The sequence below is a fragment of the Micromonospora sp. PTRAS2 genome (assembly GCF_054052245.1).
The window spans coordinates 1,231,866-1,256,655 of the sequence record NZ_JBSWBU010000001.1 but is presented as its reverse complement, the minus strand read 5'-3'; the positions used below and the strand labels follow the sequence as shown (position 1 = coordinate 1,256,655).

Sequence of the window (24,790 nt, the reverse complement as noted above, 5' to 3'; positions counted from 1 at the left end):
CGCACCGGCGGGCCGGCCGGGCGGGGACCGGGGTCGCCGGTGCGGGCGGGCGTTGCCCGTACCGGCGGCGGTTCTGCCCCGGTCCCTGGCCGGCGGTCCCTGTGCCGGGCGGCGGCGGGCGGCCACGATGGCCCTCTGGGCCCTGCGCGACGTGGCCGCCCGCCCGCCGTCTCCCGTCGAGGTGCCGATTGCGTCCCACCCGAAGGTCTCCCCTCGTCGCCGCCGCGACGGCGGTCGCCGCGTTGCTGGGCGCGTGGGCGCTGGGCGTCCCGCCCGACCGGGCGTCGTACGCCGAGCCGGCCGACCCGCCGCCGGTCACCGACCTGCGGGTGGCCTACCTGGGCACCGGGCACCGCAGCATCGGCGTGGTCTCCGGCACCGGGGCGGAGGCGACCGCGCCGCCGCTGTTCGGCGGCGGCCCGGCGCACTTCGACGACGAGGTGTCCGCCACGGGGGACGTGGTCGTCTGGGTCAGCCGGCGCGGGTCGGAGCTGGCCCAGCTCTGGGTGCGCCGTGGCTCGGGGGAGCCGACCTGCCTGGTGGACGACCCGGTGCAGGTCGCCGGGGCGCCGTCGGTGTCGCCGGACGGCACCCGGGTCGCCTTCGAGCAGACCCGGGAGGGCGTGGGGAGCTGGCACGACATCTTCGTGGTCGGCGTCGACGGCACCGGGCTGCGGCAGGTCACCGACGGCACCAACGACAACCGCCGGCCCACCTGGTCACCCGACGGCACGACGCTGGCGTTCGAGCGGCGCGACGACGCGGGCGTGCCGCAGGTGCACCGGATGCCGGTCGACGGCGGGCCGGTGACCGCGCTGACCGCCCGGCCGGAGGGGGCCGGGGAGCCCGCGTGGGATCCGGACCCGGCGCACGACCGGATCGCGTACACGGCCGCGTCGCAGGACCCGGACGCCCGGCAGATCCACCTGATCAACACCGTCGGGGGCGACGACCGGCTGCTGCTCGCCCCGTCGTGGGACAGCCACCAGCCGAGCTGGTCGCCGGACGGGACGACCCTGGCGTTCCTGAGCCGGACCACCGACGACGGCACGCGGGGGGCGGCCGACCTGGTCTACACGGGGGTGCCGCGCCCCGACTGGTGCCCGTGCGAGGCGGTGCTGCGCCTCGCCGAGGACCGCCTCGTCGGCCACCCCGCCTGGTATGTCCCGCCGGGTGCCGGCACGCCGGTGCTGGTGGTCAGCCGGACGACCGCACCGGACCGGTACACGGTGACGTTGCAGGACGTCCGTCCCGACGCCACCGACCCCCGTGACCTGGGGCTGACCGTGCTGCGGGAGGACCCGGGGGCGGCGACGGATCCGGACCTGCTGTGGCGGCCCGTCGACGGCGACCCGTGGACGGCCCGCCCCGACTACTCGCCGGACGGCAGGCGGATTGTGGTGAACCGGTTCGAGACCGTGGGCGGCAACCGGGTGTCCCGCCTCTGGGTGGTCGACGCCGACGGCGGCAATCCCCGGTTGCTTCCCCTCGCCGGTCGCGGGGACGCCGACGTCGAGACCGACCCGGTGTGGTCGCCGGACGGCACCCGCGTCGCGTACGCGCTGGCCGGGCCGGGCGGGCCCAGCCGGGTGGTGGTGGCGGACGTGACCACCGGGCAGCGCGTGCTCACCGTGCCGTCGGGCGGCGACCCGGGCCGCTCCGACAGCCAGCCGGCCTGGTCGCCGGACGGGTCGACGCTGGCCCTGGTGCGGGGCCAGCCGGACGGGGCGGCGGCCGACAGTCACGTGTGGACGGTCGACGCCCGCGACGGCAGCGGGCAGCGGGACCTGACCGCCATCGGCTGCCCCGGGTGCGTCGGGGCGGACTACGGCCCGAGCTTCTCCCCGGACGGCGGCCGGATCGCGTTCGGGCGGGGCCCCGACGGGCTGGTGGTCACCGGCACCGACGGCGACGACTGCCGGGTGCTGGCGCCGCAGACCCCCGGGGCGGGCTGCGCCGGCCCGCTGGTCGCCCCGCCGGACGGCCCGCACCGGCCCCGGGACGTCGCCTGGTCGCCGGACGGGCACCGGCTCGCCCTCAACTCGCGCCGGTACACCGACCCGGCCAGCCCCGAGTACGTCAAGACGTACGACTTCGACACCGCCGTCTTCGACGGGCTGACCTGGGAGTTCCCCGGCCGGCACCGGAAGCCGACCTGGCAGAGGTCGGTGGACCTGGCCACGGACGTGGCGGAGCCGCCCGCGCCGGTGCGGGTCGGCGAGCGGACGACGTTGACGCTGACGGTGACCGACCGGGGGCCGACCCCGGCGGCGAACGTCCGCCTCGACCTGCGGGTGCCCGACGGGGTCCGGGTCACCGCGCTGGAGCCGGAGGTGGGCTCCTGCCAGCTCGCCCCGCCGGGCTGCGACCTGGGGCCGATCGGGCTGGGCAACACGGTGCGGGTACGCGTGGAGCTGACCGGGGTGACCGCCGGGACGTACCCGGTGGAATGGACGGTCGGTGGTTGGACGGCCGACGCCCGGCCGTCGGACAACACGGCGTCGGTGCCGGTGACGGTCGTCCCGGTCCCCCCGCCGACGACCACCCCGCCCCCGGCCACCCCGACGCCGACCCCGACGGCCACGGCGACGCCGACGGGTCCGCCGCCCACCAGCCCACCGGCGGCGGGCCTCGACATCACGGTCACGGTCGACCCCGTCCCGGCGTACGTGGGTGGGACGGTCACGGTGACCTACACGGTCCGCAACACCGGCGGCCGGCCGGCGACCGGAATCCGGATCACCCCCGCCCTGCCGGCGGGGGTGCCGGTGCGCAGCCGGCCGGCGGGGTGCTCCGCGACCTCCTGCCCGGTCCCCGACCTCGCCCCGGGCGCCCGCCGGTCCCTGGAGTTCGTGCTGGCCCCGGGCGCGGCCACGTCGACGACGGTGCGCGGCACGGTGGCCGCCGACGGGGGTCTCGACGACACCGCCCAGGCGCCGTTCCGGGTGCTGCAGCCCCGGATCGTCGCCGTGCCGGCCATCGGGCCGCCCGGCTTCGTCACCTCGGTCCGGGGCACCGACTTCCCGCCCGGCGTGCCGGTGCGGCTGGCCTGGGACGTCGGCCTGACCGCGGCGGCGAACCCGGCCGTGCCGGCGGCCGACGGCACCTTCGCCGCGCAGCTGCTGGTGGTGCCGCGCGACCAGCTCGGCCCCCGAAGGATCCTGGCCACCGGCGCGGGGTTCGGCACCGTCCGCACCGACTTCCGGGTGATCCTGCCCGCCCAGCAGCCGCCCGGCCTGCTGTTCCGTGGCTGGTGAGGGGACGACGAGGATGATCCACGAGGTGGACGAGGCGCTGCACGCGCTGCTGACCGAGGAGATGCTCGCCGGCACCGACGTGCAGCTCGCCTTCGACGCGCCGACCCGGGAGTGGGAGGCCCGGCGAAACGCCCCGACGGTGAACCTGTTCCTCTACGACGTCCGCGAGGAGATGACCCACCGTCGGGAGGGCCGGGTCGAGGAGTACGACGCCGACGGCGCGGTCGTCGCCGAGCACCGCCCGCCCCGGTACTTCGCCCTGTCGTACCTGGTGACGGCGTGGACGGCGCAGCCGCAGGACGAGCACCGGCTGCTGTCGGTGCTGCTGGCCGGGCTGGTCGTGCACGACGTGCTGCCGCCGTCCCGGCTCGTCGGCGGGCTGGCCGCGCTGGGGCTGACCGTGCCGATGAGCGTCGCGGTGCCGCCGTCGCGGGACCGGGGGCTCGCCGACATCTGGTCGGCCCTCGGCGGTTCGCTGAAGCCGTCGCTGGACCTGGTGGTGACCACGCCGATCGCGGCGTCCGCGACCTTCGCCGCCCAGCCCGTCACCGACGGGCTCCGGCTGCGCGCCGCCGACCGGGCCGAGCCCGTCGCGGGCGGGGAGACGCGGCGGCTGCGCCACCCCGAGCCGGTGGACGCCACGACCCCGATCGGGGTACGCCGGGCGCGGGGCACCGCAGCCGAGCGGCAGCGCCGGCAGGGCACGGGCGGGCCCATCCGGGGCGGCCGGCGGTGAGCGCTGCCGTCGAGGCGGAGCCCGGTACGGCCGTGCCGGAGGGCCCACCTTCCGGTGCCCGGCGGTCCGAACAGGTCGAGCCGGCCGGCACCACGTACCTGCGGGCCCGGCTGTTCCTCGTGGAGCAGCGGGTCCGGCGGGCCGTCGCGGCGGCCCGCGCGGCGGACCCGGCCCCGGACGACCCGCTGCGCGGGCTGCACGTCTCCGACGACGACGCCTGGCGGCTCGCCGACGGCCCGGCCCCGCCCGTCCCCGACGAGATCGCGGCGGAGGCGGTGGAGACGGCCGACCGGTGGGCCGACGGGGCCCGGTCGGCGGGCACCCGGGTGCCGCTGCGGGAGGTGGCCGAGGAGTTCCGGCTGGGCCCGCTGGACGTGGAGGTGCTGCTGATCGCGCTCCTGCCGGACCTGGACCGGCGCTACGAGAAGCTGTACGGCTACCTCAACGACGACGTGACGCGCCGCCGCGCCACGACCGGGCTGGCCCTGTCGCTCTGCGGCGTCTCCCCGGCCGCCGGCCCGGCCCGCGCCCGCCTCGCCGACACCGGGCCGCTGGTGGCCGGGGGACTGCTCCTGGTCGAGGAGCCCGACCGGCCCTTCCTGACCCGGTCACTGCGGGTGCCGGACCGGGTGGCCGGGCACCTGCTCGGGCACGCCGGCGTGGACGAGCGGCTCGACGGCCTGCTCCGGCGGTCGGGGCGACCGGGCGCGTCGGCGGGGCCGGTGGCCGCCGGGCTGGCGGCGGCGATCCGCGCCGGTGACCGGTTGGCCTACCTGCGCGAGGAGCCGGGCGGGGCGGCCGACGAGGTGGCCGCCGCCGCCCTCGCTGCGGCCGGTCGGGGCGTCCTCGCCCTCGACCTGGACGCGTTGGGCGTCGACCCCGCGCCGGAGGAGGCCCTGGCCTGCGCCGTGCGGGAGGCCCGGCTGCGGCGGGCCGGGCTGGTCTTCGGCCCGGTCGACGCCCTCGACCCGGCGGCGGGTGCGGCCCCCGCCCGGCTGCTGCGCCGGCTCGCCGGCCTCCCGGTGCCGGTGCTGCTCACCGGGCGGTTGCGCTGGGATCCGCACTGGGCGGAGGAGTCCCCGCTGCTGGTGACCGCCCACCCGGTCGGGGCGGCAGATCGGGCCCGGCTGTGGCGGGACACCCTGGCCGGCCGGTCGACGCGGCTGGCGGACGATGTCGACCCGGAGCGGGAGCTGTCGGCGTACGTGCTGTCGCCCGGCCAGACGCGGCGGGCGGCGGTCGCGGCGGCGCAGCAGGCGGTGCTCGACGGTGCCGACCGGGTCGCCGCCCGGCACGTACGGGCCGGGGTGCGTTCGCAGAACGCGGCGGCGCTGGAGAAGCTGGCCCGGCGGGTGGAGCCCGCCGTCGGCTGGGACGACCTGGTCCTCCCGGCCCCGGCGCGGGAGCAGCTCACCGAGCTGGCGCTGCGGGTCCGCCACCGCGAGCAGGTGCTGGGCGGCTGGCGGCTGCGCCCCGGCGGCGGGCGGGGCCACGGGGTGACCGCCCTGTTCGCCGGGGACTCCGGCACGGGCAAGACGATGTCGGCCGAGGTGGTCGCCGCCGACCTGGGGCTCGACCTGTACGTGGTGGACCTGTCCACCGTCGTCGACAAGTACGTCGGGCAGACCGAGAAGAACCTGGAGCGGATCTTCACCGAGGCGGCCGGGGTGAACGGGGTGCTGCTGTTCGACGAGGCCGACGCGATCTTCGGCAAGCGGTCGGAGGTCAGCGACGCCCACGACCGGTACGCGAACCTGGAGAGCGCGTACCTGTTGCAGCGGATGGAGTCGTTCGACGGCGTGGCGGTGCTGACCACGAACCTGCGGGCCAACCTGGACGAGGCGTTCCTGCGCCGGCTCGACGTCGTCGTGGACTTCCCGACCCCGGACGCGGCGCAGCGGCGGGCGCTGTGGGACCGCTGTCTCGGCGGCGAGCTGCCCCGGGCCGACGACGTCGACCTGGACCGCTGCGCGCGGGACTTCGAGCTGAGCGGGGGCGGTATCCGGGCGTGCGTGGTCAGCGCCGGCTATCTGGCCGCCGAGGCGGGCGGCCCGGTGACGATGGCGATGCTGGTGGCCGCCGCCCAGCGCGAGTACCGCAAGTTGGGCCGCCTGGTGCTGCCCCGCGACACACCGACCGGCAGGGTGCCGCACCGCCGCTGACCCGCCGCGTCCGGCCGGCACACCACCGCGACGACCGGCGCGACCCGGTCAGAGCGAGACGGTCCACTCGTGGTCGCCGGCGGCGGAGTGGTCGATCGCGTCGCTCTGCGGCGGGTTGTCCGGGTCGAAGTCGGAGGTGAGGGTGTGCACCATCTCCGGGCTGCTGACCCAGGTCTGGCTCTCCACGTCCCGCCGCCTGACCCGCCACCGGAACCGCACCTCGTACTCGGCGAGCCAACTGCCCTCGCCGATCGCGCTGGTGGTGGAGAAGCCCGGATCGTCGTTGAAGACGATGGCCGCCGGCGTGGTCTGGATGACCGGGTTGGTGTAGTTCGGGCGGTACGGCCCGTCCTGCACCCAGGCCCGGTTCTCGCGCTGCGGGGCGCCCGCCACGCCGTCCTCGTCCACCGTGTACGCGACGAACTGGTCGGTGACCTCCTGCCGGAAGTCGTAGAGCGTCGCCGCCGACAGCGCCGCGTTGTCCGGCCGGTGCAGGGTGGCCACCTGGGTGAACCCGATGGACTGGCGCGTGTCCAGCCGCTGGGTGGCCGGGCCGGTGTAGGAGGAGGTGAAGGTCAGCCGGGGAGCGTTGAGGTCCGCCTCCGGTTTGGACTTCGACCGGGTGGCCCGGCCGCTGTACGGCTCGCTGCGGTTGGTCGTCCTGGTGCCCTCCGCCCTCGGCACCCGCTGCACCGGGGTCTGCGCACCAGGGCCGGCGAGGGCGGGCAGCTCGACGGCGGCCGGGTCGGCCTGCGCCGGGACGTCGGTGGCGAGGGCGTGGTGGGCGTTGGCCTCGGCCTCCCGTTCGAACCGGTCGCCCGGGTCACTGACCCGCAGGCCGGAGCCGTTGTCGGTGCCCGCGACCGGGCCGAGCCGCTGCTGGATGACGTGGGTCAGCTCGTGGGCCAGGGTGTGCCGGTCGCCGCCATCCTCGCCGAGCACCACGTGGTTGCCGGACGTGTACGCCCGCGCGCCCAGCTCGGCCGCCGAGGTGCGCGCGGTCGTGTCGTCGTGGATCCGCACGTCGGAGAAGTCCGACCCGAGCCGGGCCTCCATGTCGACCCGGGTCGCCTCGTCGAGCGGCCGCCCGCCGCCACGCAGCACCTCGTGCACGGTGGAGCGCTGGACGGCGGGGGTGTCGTGGCCGCAGGCCGCGCCGTGCTCGTGCCGGTCGCGCTCGATCGCCCGGGTCGCCGCGCGGTTGCCCACGGCTCGTTGCAGCGTGAGGATCTCCCCGGGGCTGTGCCGCGCAGCGAATCCGACGCCGGGTGCGGGTGCGGGTGCGTCGCCGCGCCGGCCGCCGGGTGGGGCGGGGCGGGGCCGCTCCTCGCGTGAGCTGGATGTCGCTGCGGGCCGCTGCGCGCGCACGTCGGCACCTCCTCGTTGCGAGGGCGGGCATCGACGTACACGGTAGTCCCGGCTCCGCGGGCCGGTCGAGGTGCGCGCGGACAGGATCAGAGGCCGGCGCGACCGGGCCGGCCTGCGGGACGGGTGCCCGCCGGGCGGCGCACGTCCGGCGGGCACCGGCACCCCTGCCCCTGCGGCGCGGGACTCTGCCCCCGCGCGGCCCGTAGGGACCTTCCCGCCGGCTCCCCGGCCGAGCAGGCTGGCCAGCGTCCGCCGACCTGGCAGAGGAGCTTGCATGCCGACGTACCTGTCCCCGGGCGTGTACGTGGAGGAGGTGCAGAGCGGTTCGCGTCCCATCGAGGGCGTCGGGACCGCCGTCACCGCCTTCCTGGGATTCGCCGAGAAGGGGCCCTTCCACGCGCCGACCCTGGTCACCAACTGGAGCCAGTACGTCCAGCTCTTCGGCGGGATGGTCGAGGGCGCCTACCTGGCGCACGCGGTGTACGGGTACTTCGCCAACGGCGGGGGCGTCTGCTACGTGGTGCGGATCGGCGACCCGTCGACCGGCCGGACGGCCGGCGGCCGGGGCGGGCAGAAGGCGCTGCCCGCCGGGGAACCGTCGGCGCTCGGCACGTTCCGGGTGGCTGCCCTCCCCGCCGGCGGCGGCGAGGTCAGCGTGGAGGTCGCCGACGTCGAGGGCGAGGGGGCCGGCGAGGACCGGTTCCGGCTCGTCGTGCGCCGGGACGGCCAGGTGGCCGAGGAGTACGACGGCTCGTTCCGGCGCAACAGCAAGACCTCGGTGGTCAGCCAGGTCCGCGAGCGGTCCAGGCTGATCAGCATGGAGGAGGTCGGTCCGGCCAACGCGCTGGCCCGGCCCGCCAACCAGACCGTCACCCTGGCCCCGGCCGCCGCACCCGGCGACGCCGTGCCGGCCGCTCTCACCGCGGGCGAGTTCGCCGGGGACGTCGACTCCCGCACCGGCCTGGCCGGCCTGGAGGCCATCGACGAGATCACCATGGTCGCCGCGCCGGATCTGATGGGGGCGTACCAGCAGGGGGTCGTCGACCTGGAGGCGGTCAAGGCCGCCCAGCTCGCCCTGATCTCGCACTGCGAGCAGATGGGCGACCGGATGGCCCTGCTCGACCCGCCGCCGGAGTTGACCGCCCAGCAGGTGCGCGCCTGGCGGCAGGACGAGACCGGCTACGACTCCCGGTACGCGGCCCTCTACTACCCCTGGGTGAAGGTGTTCGACCCGAGCACCGGCCGGGCCGTGTTCCTGCCGCCGAGCGGGCACCTCGCCGGCCTCTGGTCCCGCAACGACACCGAGCGGGGCGTGCACAAGGCCCCCGCCAACGAGGTGGTACGGGGCGTGGTCGACCTGCAGAACAACGTCACCAAGGGCGAGCAGGACCTGCTCAACCCGATCGGGGTCAACTGCATCCGGGCGTTCCCCGGGCGCGGCGTCCGGGTCTGGGGCGCGCGCACCCTCTCCTCCGACCCGGCGTGGCGCTACATCAACGTCCGGCGGCTGTTCAACTACGTCGAGGAGTCCATCCTCCTCGGCACCCAGTGGGTGGTGTTCGAGCCGAACGACCAGCGGCTGTGGGGCACGATCCGGCGCAACATCACGGCTTTCCTCACCGAGGAGTGGCGGCGGGGCGCGCTGTTCGGGGCGACCGCCGCGGAGGCCTTCTACGTCAAGTGCGACCAGGAGACCAACCCCCCGGAGGTGATCGACCGGGGCCAGGTGGTGTGCGAGATCGGCATCTGCCCGGTCAAGCCCGCCGAGTTCGTCGTCTTCCGGCTGGCGCAGTTCTCCGACAGCACCAGCCTGGTCAGCGACTGACCGAACAAACCCTGACGAAAGGCGGCCACGATGGCCAGTGGTGACACCCTTATCGTGCACAGCTTCCAGGTGGAGCTGGGCGGCATCCAGGTGGAGCTGGTGCAGGAGGTCAGCGGCCTGACCGTCGAGCTGGACTCGATCGAGGTCAAGTCGGTGACCGCCACCGGCGAGCTGATCATCCGGAAGATCCCGGGGGCCCGGAAGGCCGGCGAGGTCACCATCACCCGGGGGCTCGACAAGAGCAGCGCCTTCACCGACTGGATCAAGGAGACGTTCCTGAAGGGCGCGGTGGAGGCGGCCCGGCAGAACATCAGCATCATCCTCAACAACGCCGACAAGTCCGAGACGCGGCGCTTCGACCTGTCCAACGCGTGGGTGAGCAAGTGGGAGGGGCCGGGGCTGAAGGCCGGCGACCCGACTGCAGCGACCGAGAAGGTCACCGTGGTCTACGAGGAGATCAGCGCGCAATGAGACGCCGTGGTGTCTCGGCCGGGGGCCTCGACACCCTCGTCGACCCCGCCGGCGGCCCGGAGGAGGCCGCCTCGCCGGTGGTCGCGCCGGTCGCGCCCGTCCGGCTCCAGACGGAGTTCACCTTCCAACTTCCCCGGGGGTACGTCGACGAGGACGGCACCGTGCACCGGGACGGCAGCATGCGGCTGGCCACGGCCCGCGACGAGCTGGCGCCCCTGGTGGACCTGCGGGTCAAGCAGAACCCGGCGTACCTGTCGATCGTCCTGCTCAGCCTGGTGATCACCCGACTGGGCACGATCACCCAGGTCCGGGCGGAGGTCGTCGAGCGGCTCTTCGCCTCCGACCTGGCCTTCCTGCAGGACCTGTACCGGCGGATCAACGCCGAGGGGCACACCCTCGCCGAGGTCACCTGCCCGGCGTGCGAGTCGGTCTTCGAGGTGGACCTGGCCGGTGGTCGCCCGGGGGAATCGTGACGTACGGGGCCGACCGGCTCCACGAGGAGGTCTCGTACGTCGCCTACCACTTCCACTGGCCGCGCACCGAGATCCTCGCCCTCACCCACGCCGAGCGGGCCCGGTACGTCGCGGAGATCGCCCGCATCAACACCAGGATGAACGAAGGTCAGTGAGGCGCGATGGGGCTACGCGACAGGATGCGGCGGCTGGCCGCCGGCACCCTCGCCCGGGTGGCCGGCACCGTCGGTGACGCCCGCCCGTCCCCCACCCCGGCCGGGCCGGCGGGCCCGCCGCCCGGCGACACGGGCAGCGTCCCCACGGATGCCGGCGACCCCGGCTGGCGGGCGCTGCCGCCGCTGATGCGGGCGGTGTCCACGGGGCCGCTCCAGGTCGCCGACCTGCCCCGCTTCACCGACCGGCTGGCCACCTACCGCGACCCGACCCTGCGCACGCCGCTCGACCACCTGGTCAGCGACCAGGCGCCGCTCGGGGTCGTCCACGACCTGGCCCGGCCCCGCCCGGCCCGACCGGACGCCGGCCGGGGGCCGGCTCCACAGTTGCCCGCCGTCCAGCGGAGGGGCGCCGGTCTCCCCGCCGGCGACCGGGGGGCGGGCTACCCGGCCGCCGATCCGGCCACCGGCGGCACGCCGGCCGTGCCTACGCCGGTCCCGCCCCTGGCTGCGGCACCACCCCCGATGTCGGCCCCGGCCTCGACGTCAGCTCCGACCCTGGCGTCGGCCCGGCCCCTGGCTACGGCCCCGGAGCCGGCGGCGGCACCGGCGGGGATTGCGGCACCGGCTGGTGCCTCGGGCCTGCCCCTGGTGGCGGCCCCGAAGCCGGCCGGGGCAGGGACAGGGCCAGGGGCAATGGTCACCGCGCCGACACCGGGCCCGGTCCGCAGACTGGCCGGTACGCCACTACCGGCCCATCGGCCGGCCACGGTCCAGCGGGCCACGCCGCCCGCGACGGCGGCGGCCGTCCCCCCTTCGACGGGCCGCCCCCCGTCGGCCGCCGATCCGCGCCCCGCCGGGCCCGTCGCTCCGACCGGCGGCCGGACCCGCACCGTTCCGGCCGCCCCTAGCCCCGCCCCCGCCGACGCCGCCCATCTCACCGGCTCCCCGCCCAGCGGTGCCACCGGCAGCATGCCGCCCGGCCGACCGGACGCCACGGCTCCGCCCGCCGGGCCCGACGGCGGATCCCCACCGGGTGCCCCGGATGGCGGGCCGGCAGCACCGGTCGTCCACAGTGGATCAGGGCAGGGGCGCGGCGGACCACCGCCGGTGCGCCCCGCCGCCCGGCTCGGCCTCGGCGACCCGCTGCCCGCGCTGCCCGGGACCGCCCGACCCGGCACGGCCGGGCGACCGGCTGCACCGGGACCCTCCACCGGCACGACCGCCGGCGACCTGGCGGGCCGTGGACCGTCCGGCCACCCGCCGACGGTGCAGCGCGCCCCGGCCGGTCGGGAGCCGGCCGGGACGAGCACCGGCCCGGGCCCACGACCGGAGGTCGACCCGCGCCGGTCGACCGGTCCCGGGTCGACCGATCCCGGTGAGCGCCGTCCCGGACGCGCCGGCCTGGGGCCGCCGCTGCCCGCCGACGCCCCGCCCCCGGTGGTGCGCCCGGCCCCGCCCACCAGCCACGACGCGCTCCCGAGCGAAGCCGCCCGAGGCGGGTCCTCCCGGCCCGGCACACCATCGGCCGTCGCCCCCGCAGGCGGTGCCGACCGGCCGGCCCCCGCGCCGTTGAGTCCCGCCCCGACCGGCGACACCCCTCGGCCCGCTCGCCCGGCCCCGGCCGGCGCACCGACCACCCGGGCGGAAGGAACCCGGCCGTCGCCGGGCACGCCGGACGACCCCCACCGCGCCACGGGCGGCGACCGGCACCGGGCGATGCCCGTGCCGCCACGCGTACCGGTCCGGCCCCCGGTCGGCGGCGCGTCGGGCGGTGCCGCCGGCCCCCCGGCGCGGCCGGCGGTGCAGCGGCTCCGGTGGCGGCCGGCGGACCTGCCCGGGACCGCAGGCGGTCCCCCGGCGGTGGTCGCCCCGTCCGGTAACGCCGGCCCGGACCCGGCAGACCGCGCGGTGCCGCCGCCCGCGCCGGTGCCGCAGGGCGTGCCGTCAGCCGGCGTCGTCCCGCAGGGAGCACCGCCGCCCGCACCGGTCCGACCCCGCGACGCACCGCCCGCCCGGATACCGCACGACGCGCCGCCCGCCCCCGACGCGCAGGGCGCGCCGTCCACTTCCGCAGTGCAGGGCGTGCCGGCTACTTCCGTCGGGCCGGGCGCGCCGCCCGCCTCCGGCACACAGGGCGCGTCGCCCGATCCGACTGGTCCGCGCCGGGTTCCGCTGCTGACCGGACGCGGGCTGCCCCTGCTGACCGGGGCGCCGGCACTGGCCGGTGCGGTCCCGGCCGGTGCACGGACCGGGGTGCCCGTGACCTGGCGGACACGGGGCGCGGCCAGCCCCGAACCGGCCTCCGCCGGGCTGTCCGGCGGGGCGGGACCCTCGTCCGGCAGGGCGGGACCCTCGTCGGGCAGGGCGGGAACGTCGTCGGGCGGCCCGACCGCCGTCCAGCGGGCCCCCCGGGTCGGCGCGGGCAGCACGCCCCGTCCGGCGGCCACGGCCGGGACCGGTCCCGACGGCCGGACCTGGCAGGGCGACGGCAGGCAGGGCGGGCACGGCAGCAGGCGGGGCGGGCAGGACGGGCAGGGCTCGCAGGGCGAGCGGGCGGAGGGTGGGCCGGGCACCGGGCGGGGCTCGGCTCCCGTGCTCCTCCTCGCCGGGGCGGCCACCCCGGCACCGCACGCGTCGCCGAGCACGTCGCGTCGGCAGGCCGGCTTCGCGGGCGTACCGCTGCCGACGCGGCGAGCGGCGGGCCCGGTGGCGGCCGGCGGACCGGACGGCACCACGGGCCCGGCGCGGCGGACGAGCACGGCGACGGGCGCCGCCAGCGGCACCCCGGCGGCCGTCCAGCGGGCCACGGCCCGGCCGGACGCGACGAGCGGCACCGGCACGACGAGCGGCGCCGGCGCCCGGCCGGGGGGCGGCGGGCCGGCGCGGCGGGCCGCCCCACCGGCGGCCGTCCAGCGGCGGGAAACCGCCGTGACCACCGGCACCGCCCCTGAGCGGGACCCGGGGCCGGACCCCGAGACCCTGCTGCGGGGCTTGGACCGGCGGCACCTGGACGCCCTGGCCCACCGCCTGGTCGAACCGGTCGGCCGGCTGGTCCGGGCCGACCTGCGGGCCGCCCGGGAACGGGCCGGCCGGTGGCGGGACGGCACCCGATGAGCCGGCGCACCGATCAGCACGAGAGGGGAGACGGCGATGGCCGGTGACGACCCGGGGACCAGCGTCCACTTCCGGCTCCAGATCGACGGCATCGACCTGGGCGACTGGAGCGGCTGCGACGGGCTCGGCTGCGAGGTCGAACTGGAGCAGTACCAGGAGGGCGGCAACAACGAGTTCGTCTGGCAGTTGCCGTCGCGGCTGCGCTACTCCAACGTCACCCTGACCCGCCCGCTGACCAGGGACACCGCCAAGGTCTCCAGCTATCTCGCGCAACTGCCCAGCGGGGTGCGCCGGGGCACCGCGCAGATCGCCGCGCTCCGGCCCGACCTGGCGATGCTGGTGCAGTGGGGACTGGCCGACGTGGTCCTGGTGCGGTGGTCCGGGCCGTCGTTCGACCCGAACCGCTCGGAGGTGGCCACCGAGAGCATCGAGCTGGCGTACCACGGCTTCCTGGAGGTCGGCGGATGAGATCACGGGCCGGGAAGGTGGCGGCGCACCTGCAGCGGTACCAGCCGCCCACCTCGGGCGGGAACCAGCCGGGCGGCGCCCTCGGCGGGCCGATCACCTTCATGTTCAACCCGCAGCAGCTCGCGCTGACCAAGTCGGCGAGCTGGATCCCGCACGTCGTACGCGGGGCGGCGGACGTCGGGGTCGCCGAGTTCAGCGGGTCCGGGCCCCGGACGCTGACCCTGGAGGTCTTCCTCGACGCCACGGACACCCACTCCCGCACCGTCCAGGACCGGGTCGACGCCCTGCTCACCTGCTGCGTGCCGACCAAGGCGAGCATCGCGGCGAAGGCACCGTCCCCGCCGTGGGTGAAGTTCGCCTGGGGGCAGTTCCAGACGGTGTCGTTCTACTCGTACGTCAGCCAGGTCAACGCCACCTACAGCCTGTTCGACCCGGACGGCACCCCGCTGCGGGCGACCTGCTCGCTGACGCTCAACGAGGTCAGCGGCTCCACCCCGGGGCAGAACCCGACGTCGGGCAGCCGCACCGCCCGCCGGGTGCACCGGCTGGTCGCCGGGGACTCCCTGGAGCTGCTGGCCCACCGCGAGTACGGGGACCCGACCGCGTGGCGGGTCATCGCGGAGGCCAACGACATCGACGACCCGGTGCGGCTGCGCCCCGGCCGTCAACTCCTGCTGCCCGCGCCGGAGGAACTGCGTACCGGGGAGGGCTTCGATGTCCAGCGGTGACCACACCAACAACCTGGTGGTGGGCCTGCCCGGCGCGCTGCCCCGGGCCTGGGCCGACCGGCTGGTGTCGGCGGTGGTGGAGGACAGCACGAACCTGGCCGCCACGGCGACCCTGCGCTTCCGCGACCAGCAGAGCCGGTTCCTGCGGGACAACGGGGTGACCATCGGCACCGACGTGACCGTCCGGGTCCGCACCGGCCGCGACGCCGCCCCGCTGCCGCTGTTCGCCGGTGAGGTGGTGACGCTGGAGTCGGAGTACGACGGGGTGGGCACCTTCACCACCGTCCGGGCGCTGGACCTGTCGCACCGGCTGATGCGGGGGCAGCGGGTGCGCAGCTTCGTCAACCGCAAGGCCTCCGACATCGCCCGGGAGGTCGCCGCCGCCGCCGGGATCCCGGTGGGCCGGATCGACCCCACCCCCACCGTGTACGAGACGGTCACCCAGCCGAACGTCAACGACTGGGAGTTCCTCAAGATGCTCGCGGTCGACAACGACGCCGAGGTGGTGGTGGTCGACGGCCGGTTCTTCTTCCGCCGGTCGGTGCGGGCCGCCGCCGCGCCGGGCGCGGGGGTCACCGCCGAGCAGAGCCCGTTCGTGGTGGAGATGAACGAGAACCTGCTGTCGGTGCGTTCCACCGTCACCTCCGTGGGTCAGGTGGCCGGGGTGACGGTGCGCGGCTGGGACGTGCGGGCGAAGCGGCCGGTGAGTACGGAGGTCGCCACCGACGCCAGCGACGAGGTGCAGATCGGCACCACCCCGGCGAAGGCGGCCCAGCCGTTCGGCGCGGCCCGGCTCTGCGTGGCGGACGTGCCGTACCGGACGGTGGCCGAGACGCGGGCGGTTGCCGGGGCGGTGGCGGCCGACGTGACGGCGGCGTTCGCGGAGCTGGAGGTGGGGATCCGGGGCAACCCCCGGCTGCGGGCCGGGGTGCCGCTGTCGTTGCAGCAGGTGGGCGCCCCGTTCGAGGGGAAGTACACGATCACGGCGAGCCGGCACGTCTTCGGCCCCGCCCAGCTCTACGAGACGTGGCTGACGGTCAGCGGCCGGCAGGACCGGTCGACGTGGGGCCTGGCCACGGGGGCCGCCGCGCCCGCGCGGGCGACCCGGATCCCGGGGCTGGCCGTCGCGATCGTCACCAACACCAAGGCCGACGTGGACCGCCGGCACCCCGAGCGCGTCGGCCAGGGCTGGGTGCGGCTGCGCTTCCCGTGGCTGACGGACGCGCCGGACTACGAGACGGACTGGGTGCGTACGGTGCAGCTCGGCGGCGTCGGCGGGGGCGGGGTGTTCTGCCCGGAGGTCAACGACGAGGTCCTCGTGGGCTTCGAGCAGGGGCTGCTGGACCGCCCGTACGTCATCGGCGGGCTCTACAACGGGGTGGACAAGCCGTCGGTGCACGAGGGCGCGCTGGTGGACGCCTCGTCGGGGCGGATCAACCGGCGCTCGTTGGCCTCGCGTCGCGGGGACCGGATCGAGTTCCTGGAGTCGGCGCTGCCCTCGGGGCCCCGTGGGATCCGGCTGACCACGGCCCGGGACCGGCTGACCGTGCACCTCGACGACCGGCGTACGGCCGTGGTGGTGCACAGCGACGGCAGCGTCGAGATCGAGGCCCGGCAGCAGGTCACGGTGAAGGGTCGGGGGATCACCCTCGACGCCGGGGCGGGCGAGCTGACCCTGAGGGGCCGGTCGGTCAGCGTCGACGGCGGCATCCAGGTCGACATCCAGGCACCACTCGTGAAGCTCAACTGACCGGAGGGACGCTCATGCCGCCGGCCGCGCGCATCGGTGACAAGATCAGCCACCTGGCCACCGGGGTCACCCCGGGGCCGCCCACGGGGACCATCGGGCCGCCGGGCGGGCAGGCCCTGCCGCCGGGCACGCCCGGCGCCCCGCTGCTCGGGGTGTCCAGCGTGCTCATCGGCGGCAAACCGGCCGCCGTGGTCGGCACGGTCTGCGTCTGCGAGAAGCCGCCGCAGCACGCCGTGCTGCTGCTGACCAACCGGATCGTGCCGGCGGTGCCGCCGCCGCTGCGTCGGGTGCTGATCGGCGGGCACCAGGCGGCGCGGCGCGGCGACGCCACCACCTGCAAGGCCGTGGTGAGCACCGGGGCGACGACCGTGCTGATCGGCGGGTGAGGCGGCGGTGGCCGAGCAGTTCATCGGGGCGGGCTGGGCGTTCCCGCTGCGCACCGACGCCACCGGCGGCATCGCCCTGGTGGACCGGGAGCGGGAGATCGTCGAGGCGATCGGGCTCATCCTCGGCACCGCGCCGGGCGAGCGGCCGATGCGGCCGGAGTTCGGCTGCGGGGTGCACGACTACGTCTTCGCCCCGGCCGACGAGAACACCGCCGGGCGGATCGCCTTCGAGGTGCGCCGGGCGCTCGACCGGTGGGAGCCCCGCATCGACGTCACCGACGTGGTGATCAACTTCGACGCCGAGGACGCCGGGGTGCTCTACATCGACGTCCGCTACTCGATCCGGGGCACCAACGACCCGCGCAACCTGGTCTTCCCGTTCTACGTCATCCCCTCCCACGAGGAGAGCGCCCTCTCGCGCGGGGGAAGCAACCACGACGAAGGCGCCGCCTGATGCCGCTGCCCGCGCCCAACCTGGACGACCGCCGCTTCCAGCAGCTCGTCGACGAGGCGAAACGCTTCATCCAGCAGCGCTGCCCGGAGTGGAGCGACCACAACGTCTCCGACCCCGGGGTGACCCTGGTCGAGACGTTCGCCCACATGGTCGACCAGCTGCTCTACCGGCTCAACCGGGTGCCGGAGAAGAACTACCTGGCGTTCCTCGACCTGATCGGGGTGCGGCCGTTCCCGCCTACGGCCGCCCGGGGCGACGTCACGTTCTGGCTGTCCGGCCCGCAGACCCAGCCGGTGCTGCTGCGCGCCGGCACCGAGGTCGGCACCGAACGCACCCAGACCGACGAGGCCGTCGTGTTCACCACCACGGCGGACCTGGCGGTGGTGCCCTGCGAGCTGACCCGGCTGCGCAGCCACCCCGCCGAGGGCCCGCCGGCGGACCGGACCGAGGAGCTGCTCGACGGCCGGGACGTGTCCTGCTTCCCCGCCGTCCCGTCGGTGGGCGACGCCATGCTCGTCGGCCTCTCCGCCGCCGTGCCGTCCTGCGCGGTGCTGCTGCAGATGGACAGCCGGGTGGAGGGTGTCGGCGTCGACCCGCGCCAGCCGCCGCTGGTGTGGGAGGCGTGGACGGGTGAGCGCTGGTCGCCGTGCGAGGTCGACCACGACGACACCGGCGGGCTGAACCGACCCGGCGAGGTGGTGCTGCACGTGCCCGCCACCCACGTCACCTCCGTGGTGGCCGGGCAGCGGGCCGGCTGGCTGCGGTGCCGGCTGGTGGCGGCCCGCCCCGGCCAGCCGTTCTACGCCGCCTCGCCGACGGTGCGTTCCGTGGAGGCGGCCACGATCGGCGGCACGGTCGGCGCCGTCCACGCCGAGACGGTCCTCGGCGAGCAGGTCGGCGAGGCGGAGGGGGTGCCCGGCCAGCGGCTGACGGTGGCCCGGCCGCCCATCGTCCCCGACGAGCACCCGCTGGTGGTGGAGAGCAGCGACGGCACGGGGTGGCTGGAGTGGACGGAGGTGGAGACGTTCGGCGGCTCCGGGCCGGGCGACCGGCACGTCGTCGTCGACCGCACCGCCGGGGAGATCCTGTTCGGTCCGGCCGTCCGGCAGCCCGACGGCACCCTGCGCCGCTACGGTGCCGTGCCGACGGCCGGTTCCCGGATCCGGGTGCGGCGCTACCGCACCGGGGGCGGGCACAGCGGCAACGTCGCCCGGGGCGCCCTGGCGGTGCTGCGCAGCTCGATGCCGTACGTGTCGCGGGTGGAGAACCGGGCCCCCGCCACCGGCGGCGTCGACGGGGAGACCGTCGCGGAGGCCCGGCTGCGCGGGCCGGTGCAGCTGCGGGCCCAGGACCGGGCGGTCACCGCCCGCGACTACGAGCTGCTGGCAAGGCAGGCCTGCCCGGCCGCCGCCCGGGTCCGGTGCCTGCCCGCCGGTGACGGCAGCGCGGCCGGCGGCGTACGCCTGCTGGTGGTGCCGGAGGCCGTCGCCGACGAGGAGGGCCGCCTCCACTTCGAGGACCTCGTCCCCCCGGACGGGATGCTCGCCACCATCGCCGAACACCTGGACGCCCGCCGCCCGATCGGGGCGCGGCTGGTCGTGGAGCCGCCGTTCTACCAGGGCGTCACGGTCGTCGCCCGGCTCGTCCCCCGCCCCGACACCGCCGTCGCCCAGCTCCGGGCCGTCGCGACGGCCACCCTCTACCGCTATCTCGACCCCGTGCACGGCGGGCCGGAGGGGACCGGTTGGCCGTTCGGGCGGCAGGTGCACTCCGGCGAGGTGTTCGGGGTGCTGCAACGGCTGCCGGGGGTCGAGGTCGTCGAGGAGGTACGCATGTTCCCCGCCGACCCGCTGACGGGCCGCCGGGGCGAGCAGGTGACCCGGATCGAGCTGGACCGGCACGCCCTCGTCTTCTCCCACCAGCACCAGGTCCGCGTCGACGAGCACCGGTCGGGTGCCTGAACAGGAGGGGCTCGCATGCGCGCCGCCGTCGAGGGGCTGGCCACGCCCGATCCGCTAGGTCGGCGGCTGCCCGCCGTCTACGCCGCCGACGACCTGGCCCAGCGCCTGACCGGCGCGTACGACCAGGTGATCGCGCCGGTGCACGCCACCCTGGACAACCTGTGGGCGTACTTCGACCCGGCGCTGGCCCCGCCCGACTTCGTGGACTGGCTGGGCGGCTGGGTCGCCGCCGGTGGCCCGCCCGACGGGGCCGGCGACGACCGGCGGCGGGTGGTCGCCGGTGCGGTCGGCCGGCACCGCGTACGCGGCACGGCCGCCGCGCTCGCCGAGGAGGTGCGGCTGGCCACGGGGATCGCTGCGGAGATCGTCGAGAGCGGCGGCACCGCCTGGTCGGCCACCCCCGGCGGCGCGCTGCCCGGGTCGCCCGAGCCGGCCCTGACGGTGCGGATCCGCGTCGCCGAGCCGGGTCCGGCGCTCGCGGCGCGGCTGCGGGCGGTCATCGAGGCGAACCGGCCGGCGCACGTGCCGTACACGGTGGAGGTGCTGCCGCCCGACGGCGGACCGGCGACGGGCGGGGCTCGGTGAGGACCTGCGACAACTGCGGTGCCGAGGTTTCCCCCGGCGACGGGTTCTGCGGCAACTGCGGTGCGTTCCTCGCCTGGAACGACCCCACGCCGCCGCCCGCCACGGCGGCCACAGTCCACGACGCCACGGCCGAGCCCGCCGCGGACGCCGGGGCCGAGCCCGTCGCGGCCGTCGAGGACACCGCCGCCGAGCCCGTCGCGGACGCCGGGGACACCGCCGCGCGGCGGGCCGCCGCGCTCGTCGTACCCGTGCGCCCCGCCGACGACGACGGCCTCGGCGGGCCGCCCGACCCGGTGCCCGCGTCGGCCCCCGCCGAGCCGCCGCCCGCCGCCGACCAGCCCCGCGCGGTGCAGCCGGGGCTGCCCGTGGCCCCCGCGCCGGTGGTCCGCGACTTCGCCGGGGACACCGCCGGCGCGCCGGGCGACGTGGTCTGCCCGGCCTGCGGCACCGGCAACCCGGCGGGCCGGTCGTTCTGCCGCCGCTGCGGCGGGCCGCTGGCCGCACCGACGGGCCCGGCGGGGGCCGTGCCGTGGTGGCGTCGCCTGCGCTGGCCCCGGCGGCGACCCGGCCGGGGCGGGCTGCGCCGGCTGCTCGCGGTGCTGGTCGTCCTGGCCCTGCTCGCCGTGGCGGTCTGGGCGGCGGTCCGGTTCGGCCCCCGGGCCGTCGATGCGGTGCGGGACCGCACGGCGACGCCCGAGGCCGTCCTGCCCAGCGCCGTGGTGGCCTCCAGCGAGGCGCGCGGGCACCCCGCCCGGTCCGTCGTGGACGGGCTGAACAACCGCTACTGGGCGCCCGCCGCCGACCGGCCCGCCACCGGCCAGTACGTGGAGCTGACCTTCGACCCGCCGATCCGGCTGATGGACCTGATCGTGCACACCGGGGCGTCGCCGCAGCAGGACGCCTTCGTCCGGCAGGCGCGACCGGCCGAGCTGACGATGACCCTGTGGACCGGGGACGGCCCGAGCAGCGCCCGGCAGCTGCGGCTGACCGACCGGCCGGGGCCGCAGACCTTCCACCACGTGGTGGGCGGGGTGACCCGGCTCCGGTTGACGATCGACGCCAGCTACGGCGCGCAGCGGGGGCGGGAGGTGGCGCTGGCCGAGGTGGAGGTGTTCAGGCGGCCGTGACGTGCACGGGCCGGGCGGCCGACGGGTGGGTCACGCCCAGCGAGCGCAGCACCCGCTCGTACGTCTGCTGGCTGCGCCGGGACGCGGCCACGTCGCCGGCCCGCCGCTGCGCGGCCACGAGCAGCCGCCAGCCGTCGTCGTGGTAGCCGTCCAGCTCCAGCGCCCGCCGGGCGGCCAGCACCGCCGCCCGCGCCCGCCCCCGGTCCAGTTCCACCCGGGCGAGCAGCGCCGCCGCCTCCGTCGCCCGCGCCCGGTACCGTTCCCGGTCGGCGACCACCCATTCGGCGGTCCCGTCCTCGGGCAGCAGGTCACCGCCGTAGTGGTCGAGGGCGCCGCGCAGCGCCCCGGTGACCGCGGTGGCGTCGCCGGTCGGCCCGGCGTGCCGGGCGACGGCCAGCGCCGCCTCGAAGGCCAGCACGTCGCTGCCGCCGCCCGGCCCCGGGTCCAGCAGGTACGACGCCCCGTCCCGGACGACGAACCGGGACGCGCCCCGGGCCACCCCGGGCTCCAGGAAGGTGCGCAGCGTCGACACGCTCACGTGCAAATTGTTGACGGCGGCCCGTTCCGGCAGCTCCGGCCAGAGCGCCGCCATGATCCGGTCCCGGTGCACGGGCCGGCCGGCCTCGGCCGCCAGGTAGCGCATCAGGGCCCGGACCCGGGGCCGGACGCCCGACCAGGCCACCGGGACGCCGTCCAGTTCCAGCCGGAATCCGCCGAAGCACCGCAGCCACAGGCGGGGGTGTTCTGCCGCAACGATCGGGCGATCCCTCGAAATCATGTGATCTGTCTCCCTTGCCGCCACGGCGACGCCGACCGCGCGCCGGCACGCGCCGGACGCCGACACCGGGCCGCGCGGGGCGACGACGCCGGGGCGGCCCAGGCGCGACGGCCGGTGCTGGGGAGGTGGCGACGTCGACGCCGCGGGGGACAGTGTGCGCGGCGCGCGGGGGACATGGACAGCCGTCATTTTGGGGACTTCTCCGGCATCTACCATCGGTAGCGCTCGGTACACGCTGGAGTTCGGGCACCCCTCCTTCCCGGGAGCAACCTGATGCCGACCGTCGATCCACCCGACGCCGGCCCCGCGCCGGTCGTCGTCCGGTGGGACCGCCTGACCGGCGAACGCTGGCCGGAGCTGGCCACGCTCACCGCCGACGGGCTGGTGCTGCTCGTGCTGCCCCGCGCCACCACGGTCGACCCGCTGGCGTTGCTCGCCGCCGGGGCCCGGGCCGTCCTGCGCGACGGCGACGGCGTCGACGAGCTGGAGCTGGCCCGGTCGGCGGTGCTCACCGGCGGGTCGTACCTGTCGCGGAGCGTGGCGGCGCTGGTCGGCGGCCGACCGGACGGCGGCGGCCGGGCGTCGCCGGGCGGGTCGGAAGTGTCGCTCGGCCCCCGCGAGGTGGAGACCCTGCGGTGCATCGCGCAGGGCCTCACCCACCGGCAGGTCGCCCACCGCCTCGGGGTGACGGAGCAGACCGTCAACACGTACGCCAAGCGGCTGCGCCGCAAGCTCGGGGCGGCCAACAAGGCGGAGCTGACCCGGCGGGCGGTGGAACTCGGCTATTTGTCGGTGTGAACCCGTTCTTGCCGGTCATCTTGCCTCGCCCCGCCACCCGCAGCGTAGTTGACTGCTCACCGAGGGGTGGGGCGATGTTCGACGTGTGTGTGGTGGTGGCCGAGCCGTTGGCCCGGCGCGGGGTGCGCCAGCTCATCGACGGCAACGACCGGGTGCGGAGCCTGCGCACCGTCGACGCGGTGGGCGAGGTGGCGGCCGGGACGGTGGCGGTCGTGGTCCTGGTCGACCCGCCACCGCAGGTGCTCCGCTGGTCGTGCGCCCGGCACCCGACGCTGGTGATGGTGCCGGAGTCCGCGGAGGGCGCGACGCTGGACGCGATCCGGGCCGGCGCCCGCTCGGTGGTGACCACCGCGACCGAGCGGGTCCACCTGTGGACGGCCCTCGACGTGGTCGCGGCCGGCGGGTTCTACCTGTGCCCGACGCTGTCGGCGCGGCTCCGGGCCTGCGCGACCGGCCCGGAGGCGGGGCGGCCGGCGGCCGGCGGAGGTCGGGCCCCGGCCTGCGCGCCGGGGCCCGGCCCCGGCCGCGACCGGGCGCGCTTCCGGCCGCCCGGCCGCCCGGCGCTCGCCCCCCGCGAGGCGGCGACGCTGACGCTGATCGCCCAGGGGCTGACGCACGCCCAGGCCGCGCGCCGGCTGGGCATCTCCGAGGCGACGGTGAACACCTACCTCACCCGGATCAGGTCCAAGTTGGACGTCGGGAACAAGGCGGAGCTGACCCGCGAGGCGATCACCCTCGGCCTGGTGCGGCGGCGGCCGGGGAGCACCGACCCGGTCACCTGAGGGAGCCGGGCCCGCCGGCCCCCGGGCTGGCTGCTGGTCGTGCCGCCGCGCCCCGACCGCGCAGGTGGGCGGCCAACCGCCCCCGGGCCGCCTCCCGGTCCCCGGCCGCCTCGTCACCGGCGAACCGCTCGGCGGCGAACAGCGCCAGCAGCGTGTGCAGGACGTACCGGCCGGGGGCCGCGCCGGTGCCGAGCAGTCCCGCGTCGACCAGCCTGTCGAGCCGGTCCTCGGCGACCGGCACCGGCTCGCCGGACAGCGCCGCGACCACCGGCGCGGTGTACTCCGGCAGCGGGGCCGCGCCCAGCAGCCGGAACGTGCGCCGGACGGACGGGTCGAGCAGCCGGTACGACCGTTCGAACGCCCCCCGCACCTGGATGTCGCCGGCCCGCAGCAGGTCGAGCCGGCGCTGCTCGTCGCGGAGCCGCTCGACGAAGCACCGCGCGCTCCACTCGGGCCGGACCGCGAGTCGGTTCGCGGCAGCCCGGACGGCGAGCGGCAGCCCGCCGCAGAGCCGGCCCAGCTCCGCCGCCGCCGGGTCGTCGGCGGCGATCCGCCCGCCACCCACCGACGCGGCGAGCAGGGTGCGCGTCTCGGCGGCGGACAGCACGCCCAGCGGCATCCGGTCCGCCCCGACCAGCCCGGCCAGGGCGTTGCGGCTGGACACCAGCACCAGCCAGCCCGGCCCGCCCGGCAGCAGGGGCCGCACCTGCGCCTCGTCGCGCGCGTCGTCCAGCACCAGCAGCCCGCGGCGGGCGGCCGCGAGGGTGCGCCACAGAGTCAGCCGGGCGTCCGTGGCAGGCGGTGGGGCCGCCACGCCGAGGGCGGTCAGCAGTTGGTCGAGGGCCTGCGCCGGGGTCGTCGGCTCGTCGTCCATGCCCCGCAGGTCCACGTACAGGGGCCCGCCCGGGAAGCGGCGCGCCAGCTCGTGGGCGGCGTGCACCACCAGGCTGGACTTGCCGACCCCGGGCGCGCCGCTGACGACCACGACCCGGCTGACGCCGGACCGTCCGGCCGCCTCGGCCGCGCCGGCCAGCCGGCGCAGTTCCCCGGCCCGGCCGGCGAAGTCGGCCAGGTCACCGGGGAGGGAGCCCGCCCCGTCGTCCCACCCGCCCCCGCGGGCCGCGGTGAGCAACCGGGACCGGTCCGGCTCGGAGAGGCTGAGGCGGTCGGCCAGTTCCTGCACGGTGCGGCGCTGCGGCCGGGCCACGCGGCCGAGCTCCAGGTTCCGCACCGTACGCACGGCGACGCCCGCGAGGTCGGCCAGCTCCTCCTGGGTCAGGCCGGCGTCCGTGCGGTGTCGCCGCAGCAGGGCCCCCAGCCGGCCGTTCATCCCGACGCCCCCGACGCCGACCCCATCCGTGAACGTCACCCCACGGATAGTTACAGAAACCGAGGGCCGGTGCCCAACCCCG

At 76.9% G+C, this 24,790-nt stretch carries 21 protein-coding genes; 18 read left to right on the top strand and 3 right to left on the bottom strand.

Features of this window, described 5'->3' with window-relative positions; translation table 11 throughout:
* The first annotated feature begins 188 nt into the window (after positions 1-188).
* From ACVMYR_RS05920 to ACVMYR_RS05910, 3 genes are read left to right on the top strand one after another with little or no spacing between them, the layout of a single operon-like run.
* A complete protein-coding gene (locus ACVMYR_RS05920) occupies positions 189-3,257 on the top strand; it encodes a hypothetical protein (RefSeq protein ID WP_457121267.1) in 3,069 nt (1,022 codons plus the stop codon).
* 13 nt (positions 3,258-3,270) lie between these two features.
* Complete coding sequence (locus ACVMYR_RS05915; RefSeq protein WP_091285480.1) at positions 3,271-3,993, top strand: DUF4255 domain-containing protein; 723 nt, start codon at positions 3,271-3,273, stop codon at positions 3,991-3,993.
* Positions 3,990-6,155: an ATP-binding protein gene (locus tag ACVMYR_RS05910; RefSeq protein ID WP_457121266.1), complete on the top strand. Its 2,166-nt coding sequence runs from the start codon at positions 3,990-3,992 to the stop codon at positions 6,153-6,155. The genes ACVMYR_RS05915 and ACVMYR_RS05910 overlap by 4 nt, the downstream gene beginning before the upstream one ends.
* Before the next feature lie 48 nt (positions 6,156-6,203).
* On the opposite strand, the gene ACVMYR_RS05905 is transcribed toward ACVMYR_RS05910, so the two are convergent.
* On the bottom strand, positions 6,204-7,364 hold the full coding sequence (locus ACVMYR_RS05905; RefSeq protein ID WP_457121265.1) for an eCIS core domain-containing protein: 1,161 nt from the start codon (positions 7,362-7,364) through the stop codon (positions 6,204-6,206).
* A gap of 433 nt (positions 7,365-7,797) precedes the next feature.
* On the opposite strand from ACVMYR_RS05905, the gene ACVMYR_RS05900 reads away from it, so the two are divergent.
* Genes ACVMYR_RS05900 through ACVMYR_RS05840 form a run of 13 tightly spaced genes read left to right on the top strand, consistent with a single transcriptional unit; the run spans position 7,798 to position 21,020 of the window.
* Positions 7,798-9,348: a phage tail sheath family protein gene (locus ACVMYR_RS05900; RefSeq protein WP_077935088.1), complete on the top strand. Its 1,551-nt coding sequence runs from the start codon at positions 7,798-7,800 to the stop codon at positions 9,346-9,348.
* 30 nt (positions 9,349-9,378) lie between these two features.
* Complete coding sequence (locus ACVMYR_RS05895; RefSeq protein WP_043960741.1) at positions 9,379-9,819, top strand: phage tail protein; 441 nt, start codon at positions 9,379-9,381, stop codon at positions 9,817-9,819.
* Positions 9,816-10,292 carry a hypothetical protein gene (locus ACVMYR_RS05890; RefSeq protein WP_043960742.1) on the top strand — a complete coding sequence of 159 codons (477 nt, stop codon included), beginning with the start codon at positions 9,816-9,818 and terminating at the stop codon, positions 10,290-10,292. The genes ACVMYR_RS05895 and ACVMYR_RS05890 overlap by 4 nt, the downstream gene beginning before the upstream one ends.
* Positions 10,289-10,447, top strand: coding sequence for a DUF6760 family protein (locus tag ACVMYR_RS05885; protein ID WP_176734419.1), 159 nt, complete (start codon positions 10,289-10,291; stop codon positions 10,445-10,447). The genes ACVMYR_RS05890 and ACVMYR_RS05885 overlap by 4 nt, the downstream gene beginning before the upstream one ends.
* A 6-nt stretch (positions 10,448-10,453) precedes the next feature.
* Complete coding sequence (locus ACVMYR_RS05880; protein WP_457121264.1) at positions 10,454-13,561, top strand: hypothetical protein; 3,108 nt, start codon at positions 10,454-10,456, stop codon at positions 13,559-13,561.
* Positions 13,562-13,597: 36 nt separating this feature from the next.
* Positions 13,598-14,029: a phage tail protein gene (locus tag ACVMYR_RS05875; RefSeq protein WP_077935092.1), complete on the top strand. Its 432-nt coding sequence runs from the start codon at positions 13,598-13,600 to the stop codon at positions 14,027-14,029.
* Complete coding sequence (locus tag ACVMYR_RS05870; RefSeq protein ID WP_043960745.1) at positions 14,026-14,757, top strand: CIS tube protein; 732 nt, start codon at positions 14,026-14,028, stop codon at positions 14,755-14,757. The genes ACVMYR_RS05875 and ACVMYR_RS05870 overlap by 4 nt, the downstream gene beginning before the upstream one ends.
* Positions 14,744-16,507, top strand: a complete 1,764-nt coding sequence (locus tag ACVMYR_RS05865) for a VgrG-related protein (protein ID WP_457121263.1) — start codon at positions 14,744-14,746, stop codon at positions 16,505-16,507. The genes ACVMYR_RS05870 and ACVMYR_RS05865 overlap by 14 nt, the downstream gene beginning before the upstream one ends.
* A gap of 14 nt (positions 16,508-16,521) precedes the next feature.
* Complete coding sequence (locus tag ACVMYR_RS05860; RefSeq protein ID WP_353900286.1) at positions 16,522-16,893, top strand: PAAR domain-containing protein; 372 nt, start codon at positions 16,522-16,524, stop codon at positions 16,891-16,893.
* A 7-nt stretch (positions 16,894-16,900) separates the two neighbouring features.
* Entirely contained in the window at positions 16,901-17,347 is a 447-nt protein-coding gene (locus ACVMYR_RS05855; RefSeq protein ID WP_431894447.1) for a GPW/gp25 family protein, read from the top strand.
* Positions 17,347-19,308 (top strand): putative baseplate assembly protein, encoded by a 1,962-nt coding sequence (locus ACVMYR_RS05850; protein WP_431894445.1) that lies wholly within the window; start codon positions 17,347-17,349, stop codon positions 19,306-19,308. Before ACVMYR_RS05855 ends, ACVMYR_RS05850 begins: the two co-directional genes overlap by 1 nt.
* Before the next feature lie 15 nt (positions 19,309-19,323).
* The gene (locus tag ACVMYR_RS05845) at positions 19,324-19,893 is read left to right on the top strand and encodes a phage tail protein (RefSeq protein ID WP_043960749.1); all 570 of its coding nucleotides are present in this window, start codon (positions 19,324-19,326) and stop codon (positions 19,891-19,893) included.
* Positions 19,890-21,020: a zinc ribbon domain-containing protein gene (locus tag ACVMYR_RS05840; protein WP_457121262.1), complete on the top strand. Its 1,131-nt coding sequence runs from the start codon at positions 19,890-19,892 to the stop codon at positions 21,018-21,020. Before ACVMYR_RS05845 ends, ACVMYR_RS05840 begins: the two co-directional genes overlap by 4 nt.
* Here the strand turns inward: ACVMYR_RS05840 and ACVMYR_RS05835 are convergent.
* Positions 21,007-21,798: an AfsR/SARP family transcriptional regulator gene (locus ACVMYR_RS05835; RefSeq protein ID WP_457121261.1), complete on the bottom strand. Its 792-nt coding sequence runs from the start codon at positions 21,796-21,798 to the stop codon at positions 21,007-21,009. The two genes, ACVMYR_RS05840 and ACVMYR_RS05835, sit on opposite strands and share 14 nt — an antisense overlap.
* A gap of 273 nt (positions 21,799-22,071) precedes the next feature.
* Here ACVMYR_RS05835 and ACVMYR_RS05830 point away from each other — a divergent pair, with 273 nt between their 5' ends.
* Both ACVMYR_RS05830 and ACVMYR_RS05825 read left to right on the top strand, forming a co-directional pair.
* The gene (locus tag ACVMYR_RS05830; protein WP_096761530.1) at positions 22,072-22,596 is read left to right on the top strand and encodes a helix-turn-helix transcriptional regulator; all 525 of its coding nucleotides are present in this window, start codon (positions 22,072-22,074) and stop codon (positions 22,594-22,596) included.
* Positions 22,597-22,670: 74 nt separating this feature from the next.
* Positions 22,671-23,378 (top strand): response regulator transcription factor, encoded by a 708-nt coding sequence (locus tag ACVMYR_RS05825; protein WP_457121260.1) that lies wholly within the window; start codon positions 22,671-22,673, stop codon positions 23,376-23,378.
* Here the strand turns inward: ACVMYR_RS05825 and ACVMYR_RS05820 are convergent.
* Positions 23,371-24,747 (bottom strand): helix-turn-helix domain-containing protein, encoded by a 1,377-nt coding sequence (locus ACVMYR_RS05820; RefSeq protein ID WP_457121259.1) that lies wholly within the window; start codon positions 24,745-24,747, stop codon positions 23,371-23,373. The two genes, ACVMYR_RS05825 and ACVMYR_RS05820, sit on opposite strands and share 8 nt — an antisense overlap.
* Between the last annotated feature and the right edge of the window lie 43 nt (positions 24,748-24,790).

Bases quoted from the DNA above. Each gene is read 5' to 3' on its own strand.
- ACVMYR_RS05915 (WP_091285480.1), top strand. From the start codon at position 3,271: ATGATCCACGAGGTGGACGAGGCGCTGCACGCGCTGCTGACCGAGGAG.
- ACVMYR_RS05900 (WP_077935088.1), top strand. From the start codon at position 7,798: ATGCCGACGTACCTGTCCCCGGGCGTGTACGTGGAGGAGGTGCAGAGC.
- ACVMYR_RS05895 (WP_043960741.1), top strand. From the start codon at position 9,379: ATGGCCAGTGGTGACACCCTTATCGTGCACAGCTTCCAGGTGGAGCTG.
- ACVMYR_RS05890 (WP_043960742.1), top strand. From the start codon at position 9,816: ATGAGACGCCGTGGTGTCTCGGCCGGGGGCCTCGACACCCTCGTCGAC.
- ACVMYR_RS05880 (WP_457121264.1), top strand. From the start codon at position 10,454: ATGGGGCTACGCGACAGGATGCGGCGGCTGGCCGCCGGCACCCTCGCC.
- ACVMYR_RS05875 (WP_077935092.1), top strand. From the start codon at position 13,598: ATGGCCGGTGACGACCCGGGGACCAGCGTCCACTTCCGGCTCCAGATC.
- ACVMYR_RS05870 (WP_043960745.1), top strand. From the start codon at position 14,026: ATGAGATCACGGGCCGGGAAGGTGGCGGCGCACCTGCAGCGGTACCAG.
- ACVMYR_RS05865 (WP_457121263.1), top strand. From the start codon at position 14,744: ATGTCCAGCGGTGACCACACCAACAACCTGGTGGTGGGCCTGCCCGGC.
- ACVMYR_RS05860 (WP_353900286.1), top strand. From the start codon at position 16,522: ATGCCGCCGGCCGCGCGCATCGGTGACAAGATCAGCCACCTGGCCACC.
- ACVMYR_RS05850 (WP_431894445.1), top strand. From the start codon at position 17,347: ATGCCGCTGCCCGCGCCCAACCTGGACGACCGCCGCTTCCAGCAGCTC.
- ACVMYR_RS05845 (WP_043960749.1), top strand. From the start codon at position 19,324: ATGCGCGCCGCCGTCGAGGGGCTGGCCACGCCCGATCCGCTAGGTCGG.
- ACVMYR_RS05835 (WP_457121261.1), bottom strand. From the start codon at position 21,798: ATGATTTCGAGGGATCGCCCGATCGTTGCGGCAGAACACCCCCGCCTG.
- ACVMYR_RS05830 (WP_096761530.1), top strand. From the start codon at position 22,072: ATGCCGACCGTCGATCCACCCGACGCCGGCCCCGCGCCGGTCGTCGTC.
- ACVMYR_RS05825 (WP_457121260.1), top strand. From the start codon at position 22,671: ATGTTCGACGTGTGTGTGGTGGTGGCCGAGCCGTTGGCCCGGCGCGGG.